Origin of the sequence: Caldicellulosiruptor naganoensis (assembly GCF_026914285.1) — a bacterium.
In the GTDB taxonomy this organism is placed as follows: domain Bacteria; phylum Bacillota; class Thermoanaerobacteria; order Caldicellulosiruptorales; family Caldicellulosiruptoraceae; genus Caldicellulosiruptor; species Caldicellulosiruptor naganoensis.
In genome coordinates this window covers 862,945-878,621 of the sequence record NZ_CP113864.1, presented here as the reverse complement: position 1 = coordinate 878,621, position 15,677 = coordinate 862,945, and the positions used below count along the sequence as shown (strand labels likewise).

The 15,677-nt window shown below is 34.5% G+C and carries 15 protein-coding genes and 1 pseudogene; 3 read left to right on the top strand and 13 right to left on the bottom strand.

The window, feature by feature from the left end:
• Nucleotides 1–23: 23 nt before the first annotated feature.
• From OTJ99_RS04175 to OTJ99_RS04125, 11 genes are all read right to left on the bottom strand, one after another.
• Nucleotides 24–596, bottom strand: coding sequence for a prepilin-type N-terminal cleavage/methylation domain-containing protein (locus OTJ99_RS04175; RefSeq protein ID WP_045165106.1), 573 nt, complete (start codon nt 594–596; stop codon nt 24–26).
• Entirely contained in the window at nt 593–1,147 is a 555-nt protein-coding gene (locus OTJ99_RS04170) for a prepilin-type N-terminal cleavage/methylation domain-containing protein (RefSeq protein WP_045165107.1), read from the bottom strand. Before OTJ99_RS04170 ends, OTJ99_RS04175 begins: the two co-directional genes overlap by 4 nt.
• Nucleotides 1,137–1,427, bottom strand: a complete 291-nt coding sequence (locus OTJ99_RS04165) for a late competence development ComFB family protein (RefSeq protein WP_045165108.1) — start codon at nt 1,425–1,427, stop codon at nt 1,137–1,139. The genes OTJ99_RS04170 and OTJ99_RS04165 overlap by 11 nt, the downstream gene beginning before the upstream one ends.
• Before the next feature lie 7 nt (nt 1,428–1,434).
• Nucleotides 1,435–2,211 carry a prepilin peptidase gene (locus OTJ99_RS04160; RefSeq protein ID WP_045165109.1) on the bottom strand — a complete coding sequence of 259 codons (777 nt, stop codon included), beginning with the start codon at nt 2,209–2,211 and terminating at the stop codon, nt 1,435–1,437.
• 46 nt (nt 2,212–2,257) lie between these two features.
• Nucleotides 2,258–2,695 (bottom strand): prepilin-type N-terminal cleavage/methylation domain-containing protein, encoded by a 438-nt coding sequence (locus tag OTJ99_RS04155; protein ID WP_045165110.1) that lies wholly within the window; start codon nt 2,693–2,695, stop codon nt 2,258–2,260.
• 33 nt (nt 2,696–2,728) lie between these two features.
• A complete protein-coding gene (locus OTJ99_RS04150) occupies nt 2,729–3,145 on the bottom strand; it encodes a type II secretion system protein (RefSeq protein ID WP_045165111.1) in 417 nt (138 codons plus the stop codon).
• A 39-nt stretch (nt 3,146–3,184) separates the two neighbouring features.
• Nucleotides 3,185–4,396, bottom strand: a complete 1,212-nt coding sequence (locus OTJ99_RS04145; protein WP_045165112.1) for a type II secretion system F family protein — start codon at nt 4,394–4,396, stop codon at nt 3,185–3,187.
• A 70-nt stretch (nt 4,397–4,466) separates the two neighbouring features.
• Nucleotides 4,467–5,522, bottom strand: a complete 1,056-nt coding sequence (locus tag OTJ99_RS04140) for a type IV pilus twitching motility protein PilT (RefSeq protein WP_045165113.1) — start codon at nt 5,520–5,522, stop codon at nt 4,467–4,469.
• A 53-nt stretch (nt 5,523–5,575) separates the two neighbouring features.
• Nucleotides 5,576–7,288, bottom strand: a complete 1,713-nt coding sequence (locus OTJ99_RS04135) for a GspE/PulE family protein (protein ID WP_083943510.1) — start codon at nt 7,286–7,288, stop codon at nt 5,576–5,578.
• Between the two features lie 27 nt (nt 7,289–7,315).
• On the bottom strand, nt 7,316–10,507 hold the full coding sequence (locus tag OTJ99_RS04130) for a response regulator (RefSeq protein ID WP_045165115.1): 3,192 nt from the start codon (nt 10,505–10,507) through the stop codon (nt 7,316–7,318).
• A gap of 39 nt (nt 10,508–10,546) precedes the next feature.
• A complete protein-coding gene (locus tag OTJ99_RS04125; protein ID WP_045165116.1) occupies nt 10,547–10,750 on the bottom strand; it encodes a DUF2273 domain-containing protein in 204 nt (67 codons plus the stop codon).
• A gap of 724 nt (nt 10,751–11,474) precedes the next feature.
• Between OTJ99_RS04125 and OTJ99_RS04120 the strand changes: the two genes are divergently transcribed.
• Complete coding sequence (locus OTJ99_RS04120) at nt 11,475–12,428, top strand: glycosyltransferase family 2 protein (RefSeq protein ID WP_045165117.1); 954 nt, start codon at nt 11,475–11,477, stop codon at nt 12,426–12,428.
• Nucleotides 12,415–12,843 (top strand): annotated as a pseudogene (locus OTJ99_RS12465) (GtrA family protein). Before OTJ99_RS04120 ends, OTJ99_RS12465 begins: the two are co-directional and overlap by 14 nt.
• Before the next feature lie 374 nt (nt 12,844–13,217).
• On the opposite strand, the gene aroE reads toward OTJ99_RS12465, so the two are convergent.
• Both aroE and OTJ99_RS04105 read right to left on the bottom strand, forming a co-directional pair.
• The gene (gene aroE / locus OTJ99_RS04110) at nt 13,218–14,057 is read right to left on the bottom strand and encodes a shikimate dehydrogenase (protein WP_045165118.1); all 840 of its coding nucleotides are present in this window, start codon (nt 14,055–14,057) and stop codon (nt 13,218–13,220) included.
• Nucleotides 14,054–14,563 carry a YqeG family HAD IIIA-type phosphatase gene (locus tag OTJ99_RS04105; RefSeq protein ID WP_045165119.1) on the bottom strand — a complete coding sequence of 170 codons (510 nt, stop codon included), beginning with the start codon at nt 14,561–14,563 and terminating at the stop codon, nt 14,054–14,056. Before OTJ99_RS04105 ends, aroE begins: the two co-directional genes overlap by 4 nt.
• 162 nt (nt 14,564–14,725) lie before the next feature.
• Between OTJ99_RS04105 and OTJ99_RS04100 the strand changes: the two genes are divergently transcribed.
• Complete coding sequence (locus OTJ99_RS04100) at nt 14,726–15,667, top strand: hypothetical protein (protein WP_045165120.1); 942 nt, start codon at nt 14,726–14,728, stop codon at nt 15,665–15,667.
• The last annotated feature ends 10 nt before the right edge of the window (nt 15,668–15,677 follow it).

The following is a 15,677-nucleotide window of genomic DNA, read 5'->3' as shown; positions in this document are numbered from 1 at the left end:
TATACATATAAGCATTTTGCAGACTAAAAGTTTCTAAAAACATGTTCAACTTTGTACACTCTGGTTATACGGTTAGCTCCACGTTTATTTACTACAACCTCATATTCTATTACTATCTTTAAATCTGAAACATAAACACAATCAAATCTTTCAACAAGACCATTTAAAAAGATGAATACCGCAGGTGACGGAACCGAAGAACCACTTGAAGATGTCAAAAAATCCTTTTCAATGCTAATACTCTTTGAACTTGAATCATATATAAGTTTAATTCTAAAATCAGGTCGTGCAGTTAGTGCTGGCAAATCATTTTGATACACATCCATTATTACTTGTTTAGTTGTACCAACAACCATATAATTAATAGTTGACTGGTCAGACATTGACAGCCATTGTTTTACCTGATCGTTTAATCTTTTTGCTTCACCCTCAATCCTAGCTATGTTAATGTTCTCCTGTGCTACTTTGAAGTTCTGTATAAAAAAAGAATAAATTGCGCCAAGGATTATTGCTACAATTGCAACAACTACTATTAGCTCAACAAGCGTCAAACCTTTTAATTTAAAATTACTTTTTCTTTTCAAATTACATCTCATTTAACTTCAACACTCCCTGGAGGCAACGCTTTAATAATAACTCTTTTCTGATAACCACTTGTTGCCCCTCTTGCTTTTACCACAATTTCTTTATTTGTATTTTGATAATGACTTTCGTTGGCTCGTAGACCAGGAGAACCTGAGAACTTCCATAATGTTCCATTTTTGTCATAATACAAATACGTGGCAACTGGCCCTGCTCCCGTAACAATTATATCAGAATTTAATTCAACAGTTTTGCTTTTTAATTCCTTTAATACTGTTTCTGTTCCACCCACATATTTTATCAGTTGAATCTGTAAATACCTTTCACCTGTTGCTGGATCTGGTATAATGTAATTATTAATTTTAACAAAATATTTGTCATAAACTGCTTCTTTATCTTCGTACTCATACAGCATAGAAATCACATCTGACAACCCATTTGCAACATTTCTAACTTCTGCACGACGAACAGATGATAGATATGCAGGTATCCCAATTGCCAATAATATAGCAATTATAACTATTACAATTATCATTTCACTAAGAGAAAAACCTCTATATTTCATTCTTACAATCCCTTTCTTCATGCCTCATATTATTTTTGACTATATACGCCGCTGCTGCCAGCGCAGCAGTTATATCTACTTCAAATTGAATTTCTAATTCTTTTAATTTCACAAACATCTTACCATCTTCAGTCACACAATACCGAGGTGGAAGTCTATTCAGAGCCAATGCCATTACATCGGCTTTGCATTTTTCGCATTTGCAAACGTCCAATTCATCAATTATTTTCTCATAGTATTTTTGAACAAGTTCTTCCATCAGATTTTTTACAACATACATCAAATACCTACCTCACTATTATTAGCTGATAGTAAAGATCAGCAATCCTTTCACCTGCCACTGTTGACACAAATATGCCAATTGATATGAACGGACCAAACGGAATCTCCCTCTTTTTCTCGTTTCCCTTTAAAATGCTTTGAACAAACTTCAAACCTAAAACATATAAAAACGCTACAAAAAATGCTATGAAATTGCACACAATTGCCTGTCTTACCGAAAACCCTATACCACCTGCCATCAAAAGTAAAACATCCCCTAACCCCATAGCAATGCCCCGGGTAATTAAGTATATAAGCCCTACCAGAAGAGCATTTAAAATTGGTCCAAGCACCACAAACGTCATTGAGGTTTTTGAAACCCCTTTTAAACTCACCTCAAACCCAAACTTTAAAATGGCAAGCAAAAGAATACTTGTTACGCTCATCTCGTAAGTTTTGAAATCTACAACTGAAATGTATAACAGGATACAGCCTATCAAAAATAATAAAAAAGCTGATACACTCAAACCAAACACTTTTACGCTTACTACCGCAAGCAAACAACACAAAGCTTCAACAGCCGGATATAAGGGTGAAATTGGACTTTTGCAATACCTGCACTTCCCTTTCAGGATAATAAAGCTTAAGACAGGGATTAAATCAAACCATCTTATTCTTTTTCCACAATTTGGACAATGACTCGAGGGGAATATAATTGATTCCCCTCGAGGTATTCTGTAGATGCATACATTCAGGAAGCTGCCAATAACCAATCCCAACGTTCCCACTACTGCCTCTAACATCTTTAGTATACTCCTTCAAAATTAAATTAAGAGTACAAAACAATTATTATTTGTAGTTTGGATCTGGAGACGGATAGAGCTCAACAACAGCACCAGCAGAATTTTCAGCACCTATTCTCAATACTTGATTTGTTGCATCATATTGATAATAAAAATCTCCATTTTTCAGCTTTGTCTTTGGAAGTCCACTACCCAAGTAATCTACTATACCGTTACCAGTGTTAATAGGGACAGTATTTTCTATTTTCACCCAGTTAGTTGTACCATTCAACACATTTCCTTCTGAAACCCATTGCTGAATAGCTGTAGCAATATTCTTTGCATTTGCCTTATCAGCCTCAATTTTTGACTTGTTTATCTGTTTTAATACTTGAGGTACCGCAATTGCAATCAAGATTGCAATTATTGCAACAACTATAACCATCTCAATTAATGTAAAACCTTTGTGCTTGCTGTTAACCTGCTTTACAAGCCAAGCCATCATCTTTCAAATCGCCCCCTCTTGTTTTTTAAATTTTTAGTAACCAGGATCAACATTTGGAAAAAGCTCATAAAAGTTTGTTCCATCACCACTATAAACTTTTAGTACAGTATCAAGTTTATAGTAGAAGTAGTAGGAACGCCGGTAAACTGGTTTTGGCAAGCCTCCTGAAATATAATCGCTAAGCTTTAAACTATATGGAGGACTTAAACTTACAACATCTGAGTCAATTTTGTGAAAATTGTTATCAGGTATAAGCACATTTAAACTTACTCCTGTTTCTTCTTTAAAAAGATAGAAGGCATATGCAATATGTCTTGCATTTTGAATGTCAGCTGCTCTTCTTGCCTTATTTATATTTCTTAAAACCTGGGGGACGGCTATAGCAATAATCACACCCAGGATAGCAACCACTACCACCAGCTCAATTAAGGTAAATCCTTTTCTTTTCAATTTAATTTTCCCCGCCTTTTTATACATCTTTGAGTTTTTTTACGCACCAACGCTTCCATACAATTTGAATATCGGCAAGATTATTGATGCCAGCAAGAAACCTACCATGATAGCAAGCAACACAATCATTATAGGTTCAAATATTGATGTTAGCCTTGTTACCTGATTTTCAACTTCATTCTCATAATAATCCGCTGCCTTATTAAGCATATATTCCAAATTACCACTTTCTTCACCAGTTCTTATCATAATTTCAACAAGCCTTGGGAAAATCCCCACATCAGCAATAGGATAGCTCAAACCCTCTCCCTTCTGCACCCTGTCGATAACCTCTTCAAACTTCTTCTCCACAAATACATTTGTCATGACATTTTTTGTTGTCTCAAGAGCTATCACTATACTAACACCTGCTGCTGTCATCGTGCCAAGTGTTCTTGTAAACCTTGTTACAATTTGTCCAAGGATAATCTTACCTATGACTGGAATTTGAAGTTTGAACTTATCTATATAAAATCCACCTTTGTCGGTTTTTCTAATTACCTTGTAAGCTACCACAAATAAAATGCATACTATAATTATTAAAATTAAATTGTTTCTCATAAAATTGGAGCTGGAGATTATGAACCTTGTGGTTGCAGGCAGCTCAACATTAAGCTCGCTAAAAATTCCAACAAAAGTGGGTACAACAAATGTGAGCATTATTATCAATACACCTATTGCAACAAGAATAACAATTGCCGGGTATATCAAGGCATTTATAATTTTCTGGCGTAATTTTAACTCCTTTTCAAAGTGGGTAGCCATCCTATCAAGTGCTTGATCAACAGAACCTGACATCTCACCAGCCTCAATCATGTTTATCAAAATTGGTGGAAAACATTCAGCTTTTTCTGCCAAAGCTCTTGATAACATTGTTCCACTTTGCACTCTTTTATATATATCTTCTAATACTTTCCCCAAATACTTCCCTTTGAACTGCTCAACAATGACATCTAACGCACTTACCATTGGTATACCCGCCATAAGCATTGTTGCAAACTGGCGACAAAACACTGCTAAGTCTTTTATAGCTATCTTTTTTCGCAACTGAACTGAAATATCTTTCTGCCATACTCCTTTTTCTCGCAAGTCTATTATATATAGCTGACGTCTCTTAAGGCTTTCTGCTGCAAGCTCAATTGTATCTGCCAATATTGTCCCCTCAACATTTTTACCACTGCTATCTACTGCTTTGTAAACAAACTCCGGCATACCTCACTACTCTCCTTAACATCCCAAATTTATTTGTCACACCACCAAACCTAAAAAGCATTTGAAAAGCTTATGCACTGAGTAGTCTTTGCATAAAATCAAAATCAGTAGCATAGTTGAACGCATCTTCACGGGTGATAAGACCTCGTTTGTACAAGTCTATGAGTGACTGCTCCATTGTTATCATGCCCTGTCGCTGATGCGTTTGAATAATTGATTGAATCTGATATGTTTTAGCCTCCCTAATGAGGTTTCTTATTGCTGGATTAACTATCATTACCTCTGTCGCAACAACTCTACCTTTACCATCTCGACGGGTCAAAAGTTGCTGAGAAACAACTCCCTGCAAAACTGTTGATAGCTGAATTCTTATCTGCTGCTGTTGATGGGGTGGAAAAACGTCAATGATACGGTCTATTGTCTTTGCCGCTCCAATTGTGTGAAGTGTGGAAAACACCAGGTGTCCTGTTTCAGCAGCTGTTAAAGCTATCGCAATTGTCTCCAAATCCCTCATCTCACCAACCAGGATTACATCAGGATCTTCTCTCAAAGCCGCCCTCAGCGCATCTGCAAAGCTGAGTGTGTCACTACCTATCTCTCTTTGATTGATAATACTCTTGTTGTGTCTATGCAAATACTCTATTGGATCCTCCAAGGTTATTATATGTACATCTCTTTCTTTATTGATTATATCAATCAATGATGCCAGAGTTGTGGATTTTCCTGAACCAGTTGGACCTGTAACTAAAACAAGTCCTTTGTTCAACTTTGTAAATTCCTTCAATACCGGTGGAAGGCCAAGTGTCTCAAATGGTGGTATATTTACTGGAATTATTCTAAAAGCTATAGAATATGAACCTCTTTGTTTATAAACATTTACTCTGAATCTGCTTACGCCTTTTATGCCGTAAGAAAAGTCTATCTCACCTTTCTGCTCAAGAATTTTAAACTGGTTTTCGTTGGTGATCTGTCGCACAAACTCCTCTACCATTTCAGGCGTCAAAATTGAATCGTCTGCCCGTACTAATCTGCCGTGTATTCGATAAATTGGAGGAACACCTGGTGTAATATGTATATCTGATGCCTCCTTGAGAAATGCTTCTTTGAGAATTGAATTAATATCCATAAGTATTTGCTTCCTCCTTCCCCTAATCTCCCCTCTTGTACTTACTCATAATACTATTCAAGTGCATAAGTAATCTTAAGATATTCTTCAACTGATGTAATTCCATTCAAAACTCTCTCTTTGCACGCTTCTCGGAGTGTCTTCATCCCCTCTTTGACAGCAAGTTCCTTTATCTCCTCACTGCTGACATCTTTTTTGTTTATAAGTTTTCTCAACTCTTTTGTCACAATCAGAATTTCATATACACCTGTTCTACCATAATAACCTTTTTTATCACATATATGACATCCTCTCTTTGTGTATAATTTTACACTCTCATCTTGCTTTATGTCAAGAAGAATTTTTTCTTCATCTGATGGCTCATAAGGCTCTTTACAGTATGGACACAGTTTTCTTACCAATCTCTGTGATATTACCCCTACCAACGACGAGCTTATCAAAAAGTTTTCTATCCCCATGTCAACCAACCTTGTAATTGCACTTGCTGCATCATTTGTATGAATGGTTGACAACACTAAATGCCCTGTAATAGCAGCCCTGATTGCCATGTCAGCTGTTTCTCTGTCTCGGATCTCACCAATCATAATTATATCCGGGTCCTGTCGCAAGATTGATCTCAGCGCCGCTGCAAATGTTAGCCCTGCTTTGGTATTGACCTCAACTTGATTAATACCTTCTATAGTACTTTCAACAGGATCCTCAACGGTTATTATGTTGCGCGTTCCAGTGTTAAGTTCGTTTAAAATAGTATAAAGCGTAGTAGACTTACCACTACCGGTGGGACCACAGACCAAGATTATTCCATGTGGCGCAGCAATCAGCTTGTTATATTTCTCTTCGTCCTCTTCAGTCAAGCCAAGCTCAGTTTTGGAACGCACAAATGCACTTTTGTCTATCACACGCACAACAATCTTTTCACCATAAACACATGGTAAAGAGGAGATTCTCATGTCATATATTTTATCCGAAAAAATGTAAGTTGTTCGTCCATCCTGTGGTATCCTCTTTTCTGCAATGTCCATATTACCTACAATCTTAATTCTTGCCACTAGTGATGGCAATATCCCAATATCTAACTTCAAGACATCATACAATACACCATCTATTCTGTATCTGACTTTTATCTCGTTCTCAAACGGTTCAATGTGAATGTCGCTTGCACGCGATGTAATAGCTTGTTCAAAAATGGAATTGACAAGTCTTACAATAGGTCCTTCTGTTCCGTCTTCCAAACCAAGCTGGAATCGAGGCGTAACAGTAGCTCTTTTGGCTTGGCTGTCCTTTTCGCTACTTTCTTTTTGCAACTCTTCAGCTGCTTTTAAAGCTTCTTGCTTACCATAGAACCTTTCGATCGCACGTTTAATATCGGATGCCTTGGCAATTCGTGGCCGTACTCTTCTGCCTGAATAAATCTCAATATCCTCCATAGCAAATATGTTGAGAGGGTCGGCCATTGCCACAATCAGGCTTCCATCTTCGGCAAAACTTACCGGCAAAACGGTATGTCTTCGTGCAATTGACTCAGAAATTGCTTCAACTGCCTTAGGGTCAATTGGATATACATCTAACTTTATGTGAGGTATCCCTAACTGAAATTCTAAAATCTCTATTAGCTCATTTTCTGTTATATAGCCTTTCTCAACCAATATCTCGCCCAATTTTTTATTGGTCTGCTTTTGAATTTTAAGTGCTTCTTCCAGTTGCTGAGGTGTAATTATCTTTGCCTCTACTAAAACATCTCCAATTCTCTTTCTTTCTCTTGGCAAAATAATCTCCCCTCTTTTCCCTTATTTCTATGTTCCTAATTCACTCTCAGCAAAATTGTTTCTTTTCGAGGTTATTTTTATCATTACGTCATTATTGTCAATTTCTGACTCAAACATCATGTTTGGTTTATATAATACGTAAACTTTCCATTCTGTTTGATTTATATCTTGCTCAATTGCAGAATACAAAACGTTATTTGAAGTAAGTTTGAGAGAATTAGAAGTTACAAAAGCTGCGCTTTGTGGAATTATAGCAATTAGCAAACCATTATCTTCAAATTTCAAGATTTGCACTTTATTGCTTTCAACATTTTGTATCTTGATATATTCATCCTCAACCAAGATTTCACAATGTTTCACTTCAAAAATAAGTTTTATAACATTGTTCTCTACTACTACTTGCCAAAATGCATAAGCATGCTCTATGGACAAAATAAGTACTCTTTCGCTGCTTATATAATCTATACTTTTAACAACTTTCCTTGATTTGGTACTCCACACAATATCTTTTTCTTTAGTTAATACCTCTCCTAACAAGACATTAAGTTTTCCATCTTTTTTTTCAACCTTCTGTGGTTTAATTCCTCCTCTGTTGAAATGCAACTCAACATGCACCAGCTCTTCGTTAACTTCTTTAACTTCAACCTTTTCAAGAACAGGGCATTTTTCAACTGTCAAAAATATTTTATCTTCTTTCTTTTCTACAGAGTATCTGACTTGGTCAGCAGTATCAATCAACAGTTTATAACCATTTTCCTGAGCTACCTGATATCTTTTGACAACCTTGCTTTGCAAATATTTGATCCCTTTTTCAATGTAAATATCCCTTCTTCTTATTTTTACGATTAACATATTATTTTCATCGTCTTTTATAACATCCGCATCATCGTAATCTATCCGGGACAGTTCAAATACTACCATATCGTCTCCAATAACTGGATTAACTGTTACAACTTGTGCTTCAAACTCAACAATTATGTTTGAATTCTCTAATCTTACATTAAAGTCTTCCACTTTGCTATAAATGTTTATTATCACATCTTCCTCTTGCTCATAGAACTCTACCCGTTCAATACAGCCTTCTCTAAATTCAACTACTGGTTGCTCAATATTACATAAAGAAGCAGTTAAAACTTTAATAGTAACAGCACCCTTTTCTTTGTCTCTTTCTGCTAAATACTTTATTTCTCCCTCACCCTTGAGAGTTAAAGATGCTTTTGGACCATTTTCTTCATATTCAAATGCTTTGATTTTATTCAACTTTCTATATGGTATTATAAATAGGTTTGTTGACGTCCTATCTTTTGACAGTGCAACCTCGATTTTACTCTTATTTTTAAGAACAATTGTTCCGCTATATCCCTTTCCCACTCTTTCTATTTCAATAGAACTGAACGCTTCAAATTGCTCACTGTTTAAAATAGGATCTTTCAATAAATTTACATATTTGTTATTGACATGAAACTCAATCGTGTTTTGAATTTGGTTATGGTTAATTTCAATCTCCTCAGGAAGTATATTTTGAAATACAATGCATTCCTGGAACAAATTGTAGAGCACAAAAGCTTTGTTAGGTTTTATTGAAATAAACGTTCTGCCTTTTTCTTTTACAACCGAAATCCTTTTTACTGGTGAGCAGATGACAAGATACGACTGGCCTTTTTCCCTATCTTCAACTATTTTAAGACTTTCAAGATACTCCTCTTCGAATTCAAAGTTTCTCTCAAGCAACGTTTTGGCCACAATATAACCATGCAAATAGGCATATGCAACCCCGTTCTCGGTATCATGCTCCAATACTACAGGCACAGTACTTGAGTTTGTTACAAGTTCTATTAGTGTTTCCTCGTCAGAATGATGTATTAAGATATCTTTCAAAATATTTACTTCCACAAATTTTATTCCAACCGATGTTCTTCCTTCAATAATTTCATGTCTTGCTTCTTTGTATAAAATAACTTTTACATCATATCCCTTTTCACTCTTTTCTACTATATATCTGTCTACTATAAAATCCTCTACTTTAGTTTCTCCCTCATTAAATATTATGTCACTGGTAGAAATCCTGATGGTGTATTCTTTCTCGGAGATAGCATCAACTTGAATACTGGAAGGCACCACATTATCTATCATTATGAATTTATTATTTTTATTGTATGAAATAACTCCTTTGCTTCTTCTGAGAACTATTGATATCTTCCCTTCTCTTTCACGAATATCAAACTTTTTAGCTTTTGTTAGGACCATAATATATACATTTCCATTTATTTCTTTTACTTCTACTTTCTCAACAAGACTATTCTCAAATGTATACTCATGTTTGACATTTGATGCTACAAAGCACCCCTCGATAGTAACTATTACTCCATTCCCTAATTTCATTCTCCCCACATTGTAAGCTATTTCTTTGTTTGTACAAATTGAAAGGATATCTTCTCCACCTTTCTGCTCAAATTCAATATTAGTCACAATACCAATATCTATCTCCTCACCTTTGTCTTCGTCGTAAGAAACACTTGTAGCACTTCCTTCTTTTTCATCCTCAAGAAACTCATCTGACACACCCATCTTTGTCTCTATCAAATCTGAAACTTTTTCGCTGATTTCTTGCTGAATATTTGTTTCATTTCTTTTTTCTGAGAGATCTTGGGTCAATTCTGGAACATCTGAAATTTCAGTTGTATCAACTTTACTTTTACCTCCCTCACCTTCAACTTTTACGAATTCATCAATTCTAGCAACTTTCTCGTTTTTGCTTTCATCTTCCACACCAGGTGTTTCAATTGTCGCTTGACTTAATTCTTTCTGACCTATACTTTCCTCGTTTGTCATATTTCTTTCAATCTGAGACAATGCTTGAATATTTTTTTCTACTTTTTTCAGAACCTCTTCAACTTTTTCCCGGGAAAACGGTTTGGTGATATAATTTGTTGCTCCAACTTTCATCGCCTCTTTTACAACCTCATGATTACTAATTGCTGTAATCATTACAACCTGCGTAGAGGATGAAACTTCTTTTATTTTTTTTAAGAGCTCTAATCCACTCATATCCGGCAAAGTAATATCTAAAGTCACCACATCAGGTCTGTATTCCTTAACCATTCTTAAAGCTTCATTTCCGCTTGAAGCCTCTCCCACTACTTCTTCTCCTAATTCTTGTAATATTCCCCTTAAAACCTTTCGTATAAAAACAGCATCATCCACAATTAAGATTTTCACTCTGATACACCTACCCCTTTATTTGAACTTTCGTTTATTTCAATTCTTATCTTTCAGAAATTCTCTTATTTTATCATACGTTATAAACTTTTTACCTAATATTATTCCAACAATGACAACTACTGTTATAAGTATAGCTTTGACAATTCCAACCTCTAAAATAAATAGAATCAAAATAAGAGCTAAAGCTCCGCCTACCAACATTCCCACATTTTCTTTTATAAATTTTTCTAATTTATTCAATCACCCATACCCCCTCGAATATTTTTCATATATTTTTGTGAACCTTTTGCAAATAAATTTACACATTTTCTTATTTTTTATTATACTACGCTTAAATTAATTGTGCAATTAAAAAATTTTTGAATAGCGCTAAACGTTGTTAGTTACTTTTTTATTGAAAACTGCCTCTATCTAAGAAACCACAACACCATAGAGATTCTAAAGTTTTACAGAAGTTGACAATTCTTTCCATTACTTTTTTTATAGTATTTAACTATATTATCTATTACAATTATTAGTTTAATTACTTCAACTACTGAGCGAATTTCCTGTTATGTTAAAATACATATAAATAGTACCAGAAAGGAATTAAGTATTATTCGCTCTAACAATGCTGTCAAATCTTTAACCTATAATTTACTTTATGAAATTTTCATTTTCATTCTGTTACTAAGAAAGAAAATTTTTTAATGTCTAACATCCGGAAGTGGTATTGATACTTTTAATTACTTGGTTACGTGGAAGTAGTCTGCTGAGTTTTTATTTTTTTATTGCCAAAAATGTTGAGAAATTCCTGCATTATTCTTGCAGAAGATAAAGTATTAATGATTATTCCGAATAATTGGTTATTTCTGAAATTTTATATCCATTAAACAGAATAGTTTTCTTTCAATAATTATAAGTTGAAGTTCCGAAAAAGGTGAGATATAATTTAATAAAAATTCACGAAGAAAGGATTTATACCATGCTACCAAAAGTATACTTCGTAATCCCATGTTATAACGAAGAAGAAATGCTTCCTTATACAATTGAGAAGATGCTGCAAAAGTTTGACGATCTTTTGAAAAAGGGACTAATATCCGAAAACAGCAGAATTATCTTTGTGGATGATGGGAGTAAAGACAAAACTTGGCAGCTAATAAAAGAGGCAACAAAAGACATAAGGTTTGTTGGTGTAAAACTTTCGAGAAACTGTGGCCATCAAAATGCTTTGATGGCTGGAATGAGCTATGCTCTGAAGTTTTGTGACTGTGTAATTACATTGGATGCTGATTTGCAGGATGATATAAACGTAATTGACGAGTTTATCAAAAAGTTTGAAGAAGGGTATGATGTTGTGTATGGTGTTCGAAGCAGCAGAAAAACTGATACATTTTTCAAGAGGTTTACAGCACAGAGTTTTTATAAGCTGATGCGGGCATTTGGAGTTGAAATTGTGTATAACCATGCAGATTACAGGCTTTTGAGTAAAAAAGCCTTGGAGTTTTTGATGCAGTTTGAAGAGAGAAATTTGTTTTTGAGAGGAATAATTCCCCTGATTGGGCTCAAATCAACAATTGTGTATTATGAAAGACAAGAAAGGATTGCAGGTAAGACAAAATATCCTCTCAAAAAGATGCTTTCTTTTGCCTTTGAAGGAATAACCTCATTTTCTGTAAAGCCAATAAAATATATAACTTTTGCAGGCTTTTTGATGTTTTTACTCAGCATTGCAATTTTGATATATGCAATAGTTCAGAAGATAAGAGGACAAGCCATTGCAGGTTGGACCTCTTTAACCATTTCAATTTGGTTTATAAGCGGGCTTCAGCTTGTTGCACTGGGATTGATTGGTGAGTACATAGGGAAGATTTATAAAGAGGTAAAGAGACGACCGCTATATCTTATTGAGGAGATAGCAAAAGATGAACATGAGTAATGTATCCCTCAAAAGAAAGTTTATTTTAAAAATTCATTCAAAGGTCAATCAATTACTTGAACTTGTCAAATTTTCAATTGTAGGGGTTATAAACACAACAATTGATTTTGCAGTCTTTTTTGTTTGTTACTCTATTTTGCATTTTAATTCTTCTTTCAGTCAGGTTTTTGGCTACACGGCTGGTATGGTCAACAGTTTTTTGATGAACAAAAAGTGAACATTTGAAGATAGCACAAAAGGACGTATAATAATACTAAAGGTAGTAAAGTTTGCCTTTACAAATATTATCTCATTGCTACTCTCAATTGTAATGATAAAACTTTCAAGGCTATATCTGGCAAACTCAATTTTAATTGCAAAAATACTTGCAACTTTATGTGCTCAAGGGGTAAACTATATTTTATATAAGTTCTAGGTGTTTACTAAAATGGATACAAATAATGAGAGTATTTAAAAAAACATGTAAAAAGATTTTTGAGTACATTGTTGCTTTATTGCTGGTATTTCTCTTTTTGTTATCCTATTACTATAGATTTTGCTCTAACAAGAAAAAGTTTTAGGATATAGTTCCCGAAAGTCTTAATATTCTGTGTTTTCGGGGGATGTAATAGCTTGTTGAACAAATGATTTTCCATTAATATAAAGGTTATTGCAAATTGTATTAGCATATTTGGGAGAAATTTGAGACTTATCGTTTTTTTGTTACATACCTCTCTTAAATGAGCAACTTACCTCCAATCTACATGCCTCTTGTATGTCTTAATACCCTATAGCCTTATATTTTCCAAGCTATATTTTTTTCTCGCACTCCTTTAGGATTTCAAGTAAAAAACTTTGAGAAAGATTTACTATATCAAACCAAATCTTTTCAGCTTCAACTGCCTGGTACACAAGCATCTTAAGACCATTTTCAGTCTTTGACCCTTTCTTTTCGGCTTCTTCCAAAAAAGTGGTCTTAGGAGGATTGTATATCATATCATATACAAAAACTGGTATGCCAGCCACATAGTTTTCAAACTCAAAAGGACTGCTTTCAATATTCGGAAACATTCCCACAGATGTTGTGTTAATAATTATATCGTATTTAAACTCATATCTTCTTAGCCATTCTACTGGAAGGATTTTTAAAATGTCTTGAAAAACCTCTTTTAAGCTTTCTGCCTTTTCATATGTTCTGTTTGCAACAAAGACCTCTTTCACACCCATCCTGTAAAGTCCATAGATGCAAGCTTTTGCTGCACCACCAGCACCTAAGATTAAAATCCTTTTGTCTTTTATATCAATTCCTACTTCTTCTAAACTCCTTTTAAAACCTAACCAGTCAGTGTTATAAGCAACAAGCTTTTCACCTTCTTTTTTTACGGTGTTGGCAGCCTGAATTATTCTGACATCTTCAGAAACCTCATCGCAAAACTCCAAAATATCCTCTTTATAGGGAATTGTTATGTTAAATCCGACAACATCGCCATCTTTTTTAACCATTTCAACAAACTCTTTTAGCTTTTCAAAATCAGGTAATTCAACATTTGAGTAAACTGCATCAATACCAAAGTTAGATAAGATTTTATTGTGAATAAGAGGAGAGATAGAGTGTTTTAAGCTCTTTCCAATAAGATAGAGTTTCTTCATTTGTCATCATCCTTCATATAGTATTTTAATATCCCCTTTTCAAATATTCTGTTTATTCGTGTTACAAAAAACTCCCTTTCTTTAAGCGGTCTTACTAAAATCACAAAAAGTTTTAGCCTTTTTGCACCTATTACATCTGTAAAAAACTGGTCACCAATCACAGCTGTTTGATGGTTTTTCTTTCCTTCATGAAGAATGTAAGATGCTTTTAAAAAACCAGATTTTAAAGGTTTTTTAGCATTGTACACACTCGGGAGCCCTAAAATATTTTCAATCTTTTTTACTCTTTCTTTTTGATTGTTTGACACAAGGCATATTCTAAACCCCAGTTCCTGTGCCTTTTTTATCCAAGAAAATACTTCACTTTTTACCTCAAGCTCGCCCCAAGGTACTAAAGTATTGTCAATGTCAATGATAAGATAATTAATGCCTCTTGACTTCAATTTCTTTAGGTCAATTTCAAATATGCTATTACAGATAATATCGGGTTTAAAGCGCTTTAGCATTTTACGTTCTATCTCCCCTTAAAAACTTTTCTGGCTAAAAAGATGATAAAGTACAATTTTTTTAAAAGTAGATTTGAGTAAATCTTTTCTGTAGAGTATAATTAAATTATATTCTAATGTTGGAATTTTTTCAAAAACAATTTACAAGGGGGAAATTAAAAAATGGTTGAGGTCAAAAAAGTAGAATTTAAAGGGTGGGAAAACTGCTTTTTGATTTCAAATGAGAAAGTTGAAGCTATTGTCACAACAGATGTCGGCCCAAGAATAATTTATTTTGGTTTTAAGGGTGGTAAAAATGTATTTTGCATTGTTGAAGACCAAGCTGGTAAAAAAGGCGGAGATGAATGGAGAATTTATGGCGGCACAAGGCTTTGGCACAGCCCAGAGGCAATGCCACGATCATACTACCCCGATAATACACCTATTGAATATGAAATTCTGCCTGATGGAATTGTACTAATTCAGCCAACCGAAGAGTGGACAAAGCTTCAAAAGATAGTTGAATTTAAGCTTGACAAAAGTTTGCCAAAAGCATATGTTACATACAAGATAAAGAACAACGGCCTTTTTGATGTAAAAGTTGCTGCATGGGCACTTTCTGTAATGAGACCTGGCGGAGTTGAAATTATGCCAATTCCAAAGATCGATGCTGGACTTCTGCCAAGCTACCCGCTTGTCATTTGGCCATATACAAAACTCAATGATCACAGAGTTGTGTGGGGTGAAGATTTTATTATTTTAAAGCAAGATCCAAACTGCAAGCCTGCTTTTAAAATTGGATATCCAAACTTAGATGGTTGGGCTTGTTATCTGAACGAAGGCGACTTGTTCATAAAATATTACAATCACATAGAAGGTGCTGAGTATCCAGACTTTGGGTCTTCGTACGAAACATATACAACAGATTTTATGCTTGAGATGGAAACCTTAAGTCCACTTTACAATTTATCTCCGAATAGTGAGATTGTGCACAAAGAAGAGTGGGAGCTTTACAAGATATCTGGAGATATTTCATCTGAAGATGATGTGAAAAGATTTATTCTGCCTGTTGTGAAAAAGGACGCAAATAAAAGCAGGAAAAGATTAGATACTATTAATGTATAGTTGCACTTAA

What these genes read in the sequence shown, in the direction of transcription:
- OTJ99_RS04175 (WP_045165106.1), bottom strand. Translation starts at nt 596, where the DNA reads ATGAGATGTAATTTGAAAAGAAAAAGTAATTTTAAATTAAAAGGTTTG.
- OTJ99_RS04170 (WP_045165107.1), bottom strand. Translation starts at nt 1,147, where the DNA reads ATGAAATATAGAGGTTTTTCTCTTAGTGAAATGATAATTGTAATAGTT.
- OTJ99_RS04165 (WP_045165108.1), bottom strand. Translation starts at nt 1,427, where the DNA reads ATGTATGTTGTAAAAAATCTGATGGAAGAACTTGTTCAAAAATACTAT.
- OTJ99_RS04160 (WP_045165109.1), bottom strand. Translation starts at nt 2,211, where the DNA reads ATGTTAGAGGCAGTAGTGGGAACGTTGGGATTGGTTATTGGCAGCTTC.
- OTJ99_RS04155 (WP_045165110.1), bottom strand. Translation starts at nt 2,695, where the DNA reads ATGATGGCTTGGCTTGTAAAGCAGGTTAACAGCAAGCACAAAGGTTTT.
- OTJ99_RS04145 (WP_045165112.1), bottom strand. Translation starts at nt 4,396, where the DNA reads ATGCCGGAGTTTGTTTACAAAGCAGTAGATAGCAGTGGTAAAAATGTT.
- OTJ99_RS04140 (WP_045165113.1), bottom strand. Translation starts at nt 5,522, where the DNA reads ATGGATATTAATTCAATTCTCAAAGAAGCATTTCTCAAGGAGGCATCA.
- OTJ99_RS04120 (WP_045165117.1), top strand. Translation starts at nt 11,475, where the DNA reads ATGCTACCAAAAGTATACTTCGTAATCCCATGTTATAACGAAGAAGAA.
- aroE (WP_045165118.1), bottom strand. Translation starts at nt 14,057, where the DNA reads ATGAAGAAACTCTATCTTATTGGAAAGAGCTTAAAACACTCTATCTCT.
- OTJ99_RS04105 (WP_045165119.1), bottom strand. Translation starts at nt 14,563, where the DNA reads ATGCTAAAGCGCTTTAAACCCGATATTATCTGTAATAGCATATTTGAA.
- OTJ99_RS04100 (WP_045165120.1), top strand. Translation starts at nt 14,726, where the DNA reads ATGGTTGAGGTCAAAAAAGTAGAATTTAAAGGGTGGGAAAACTGCTTT.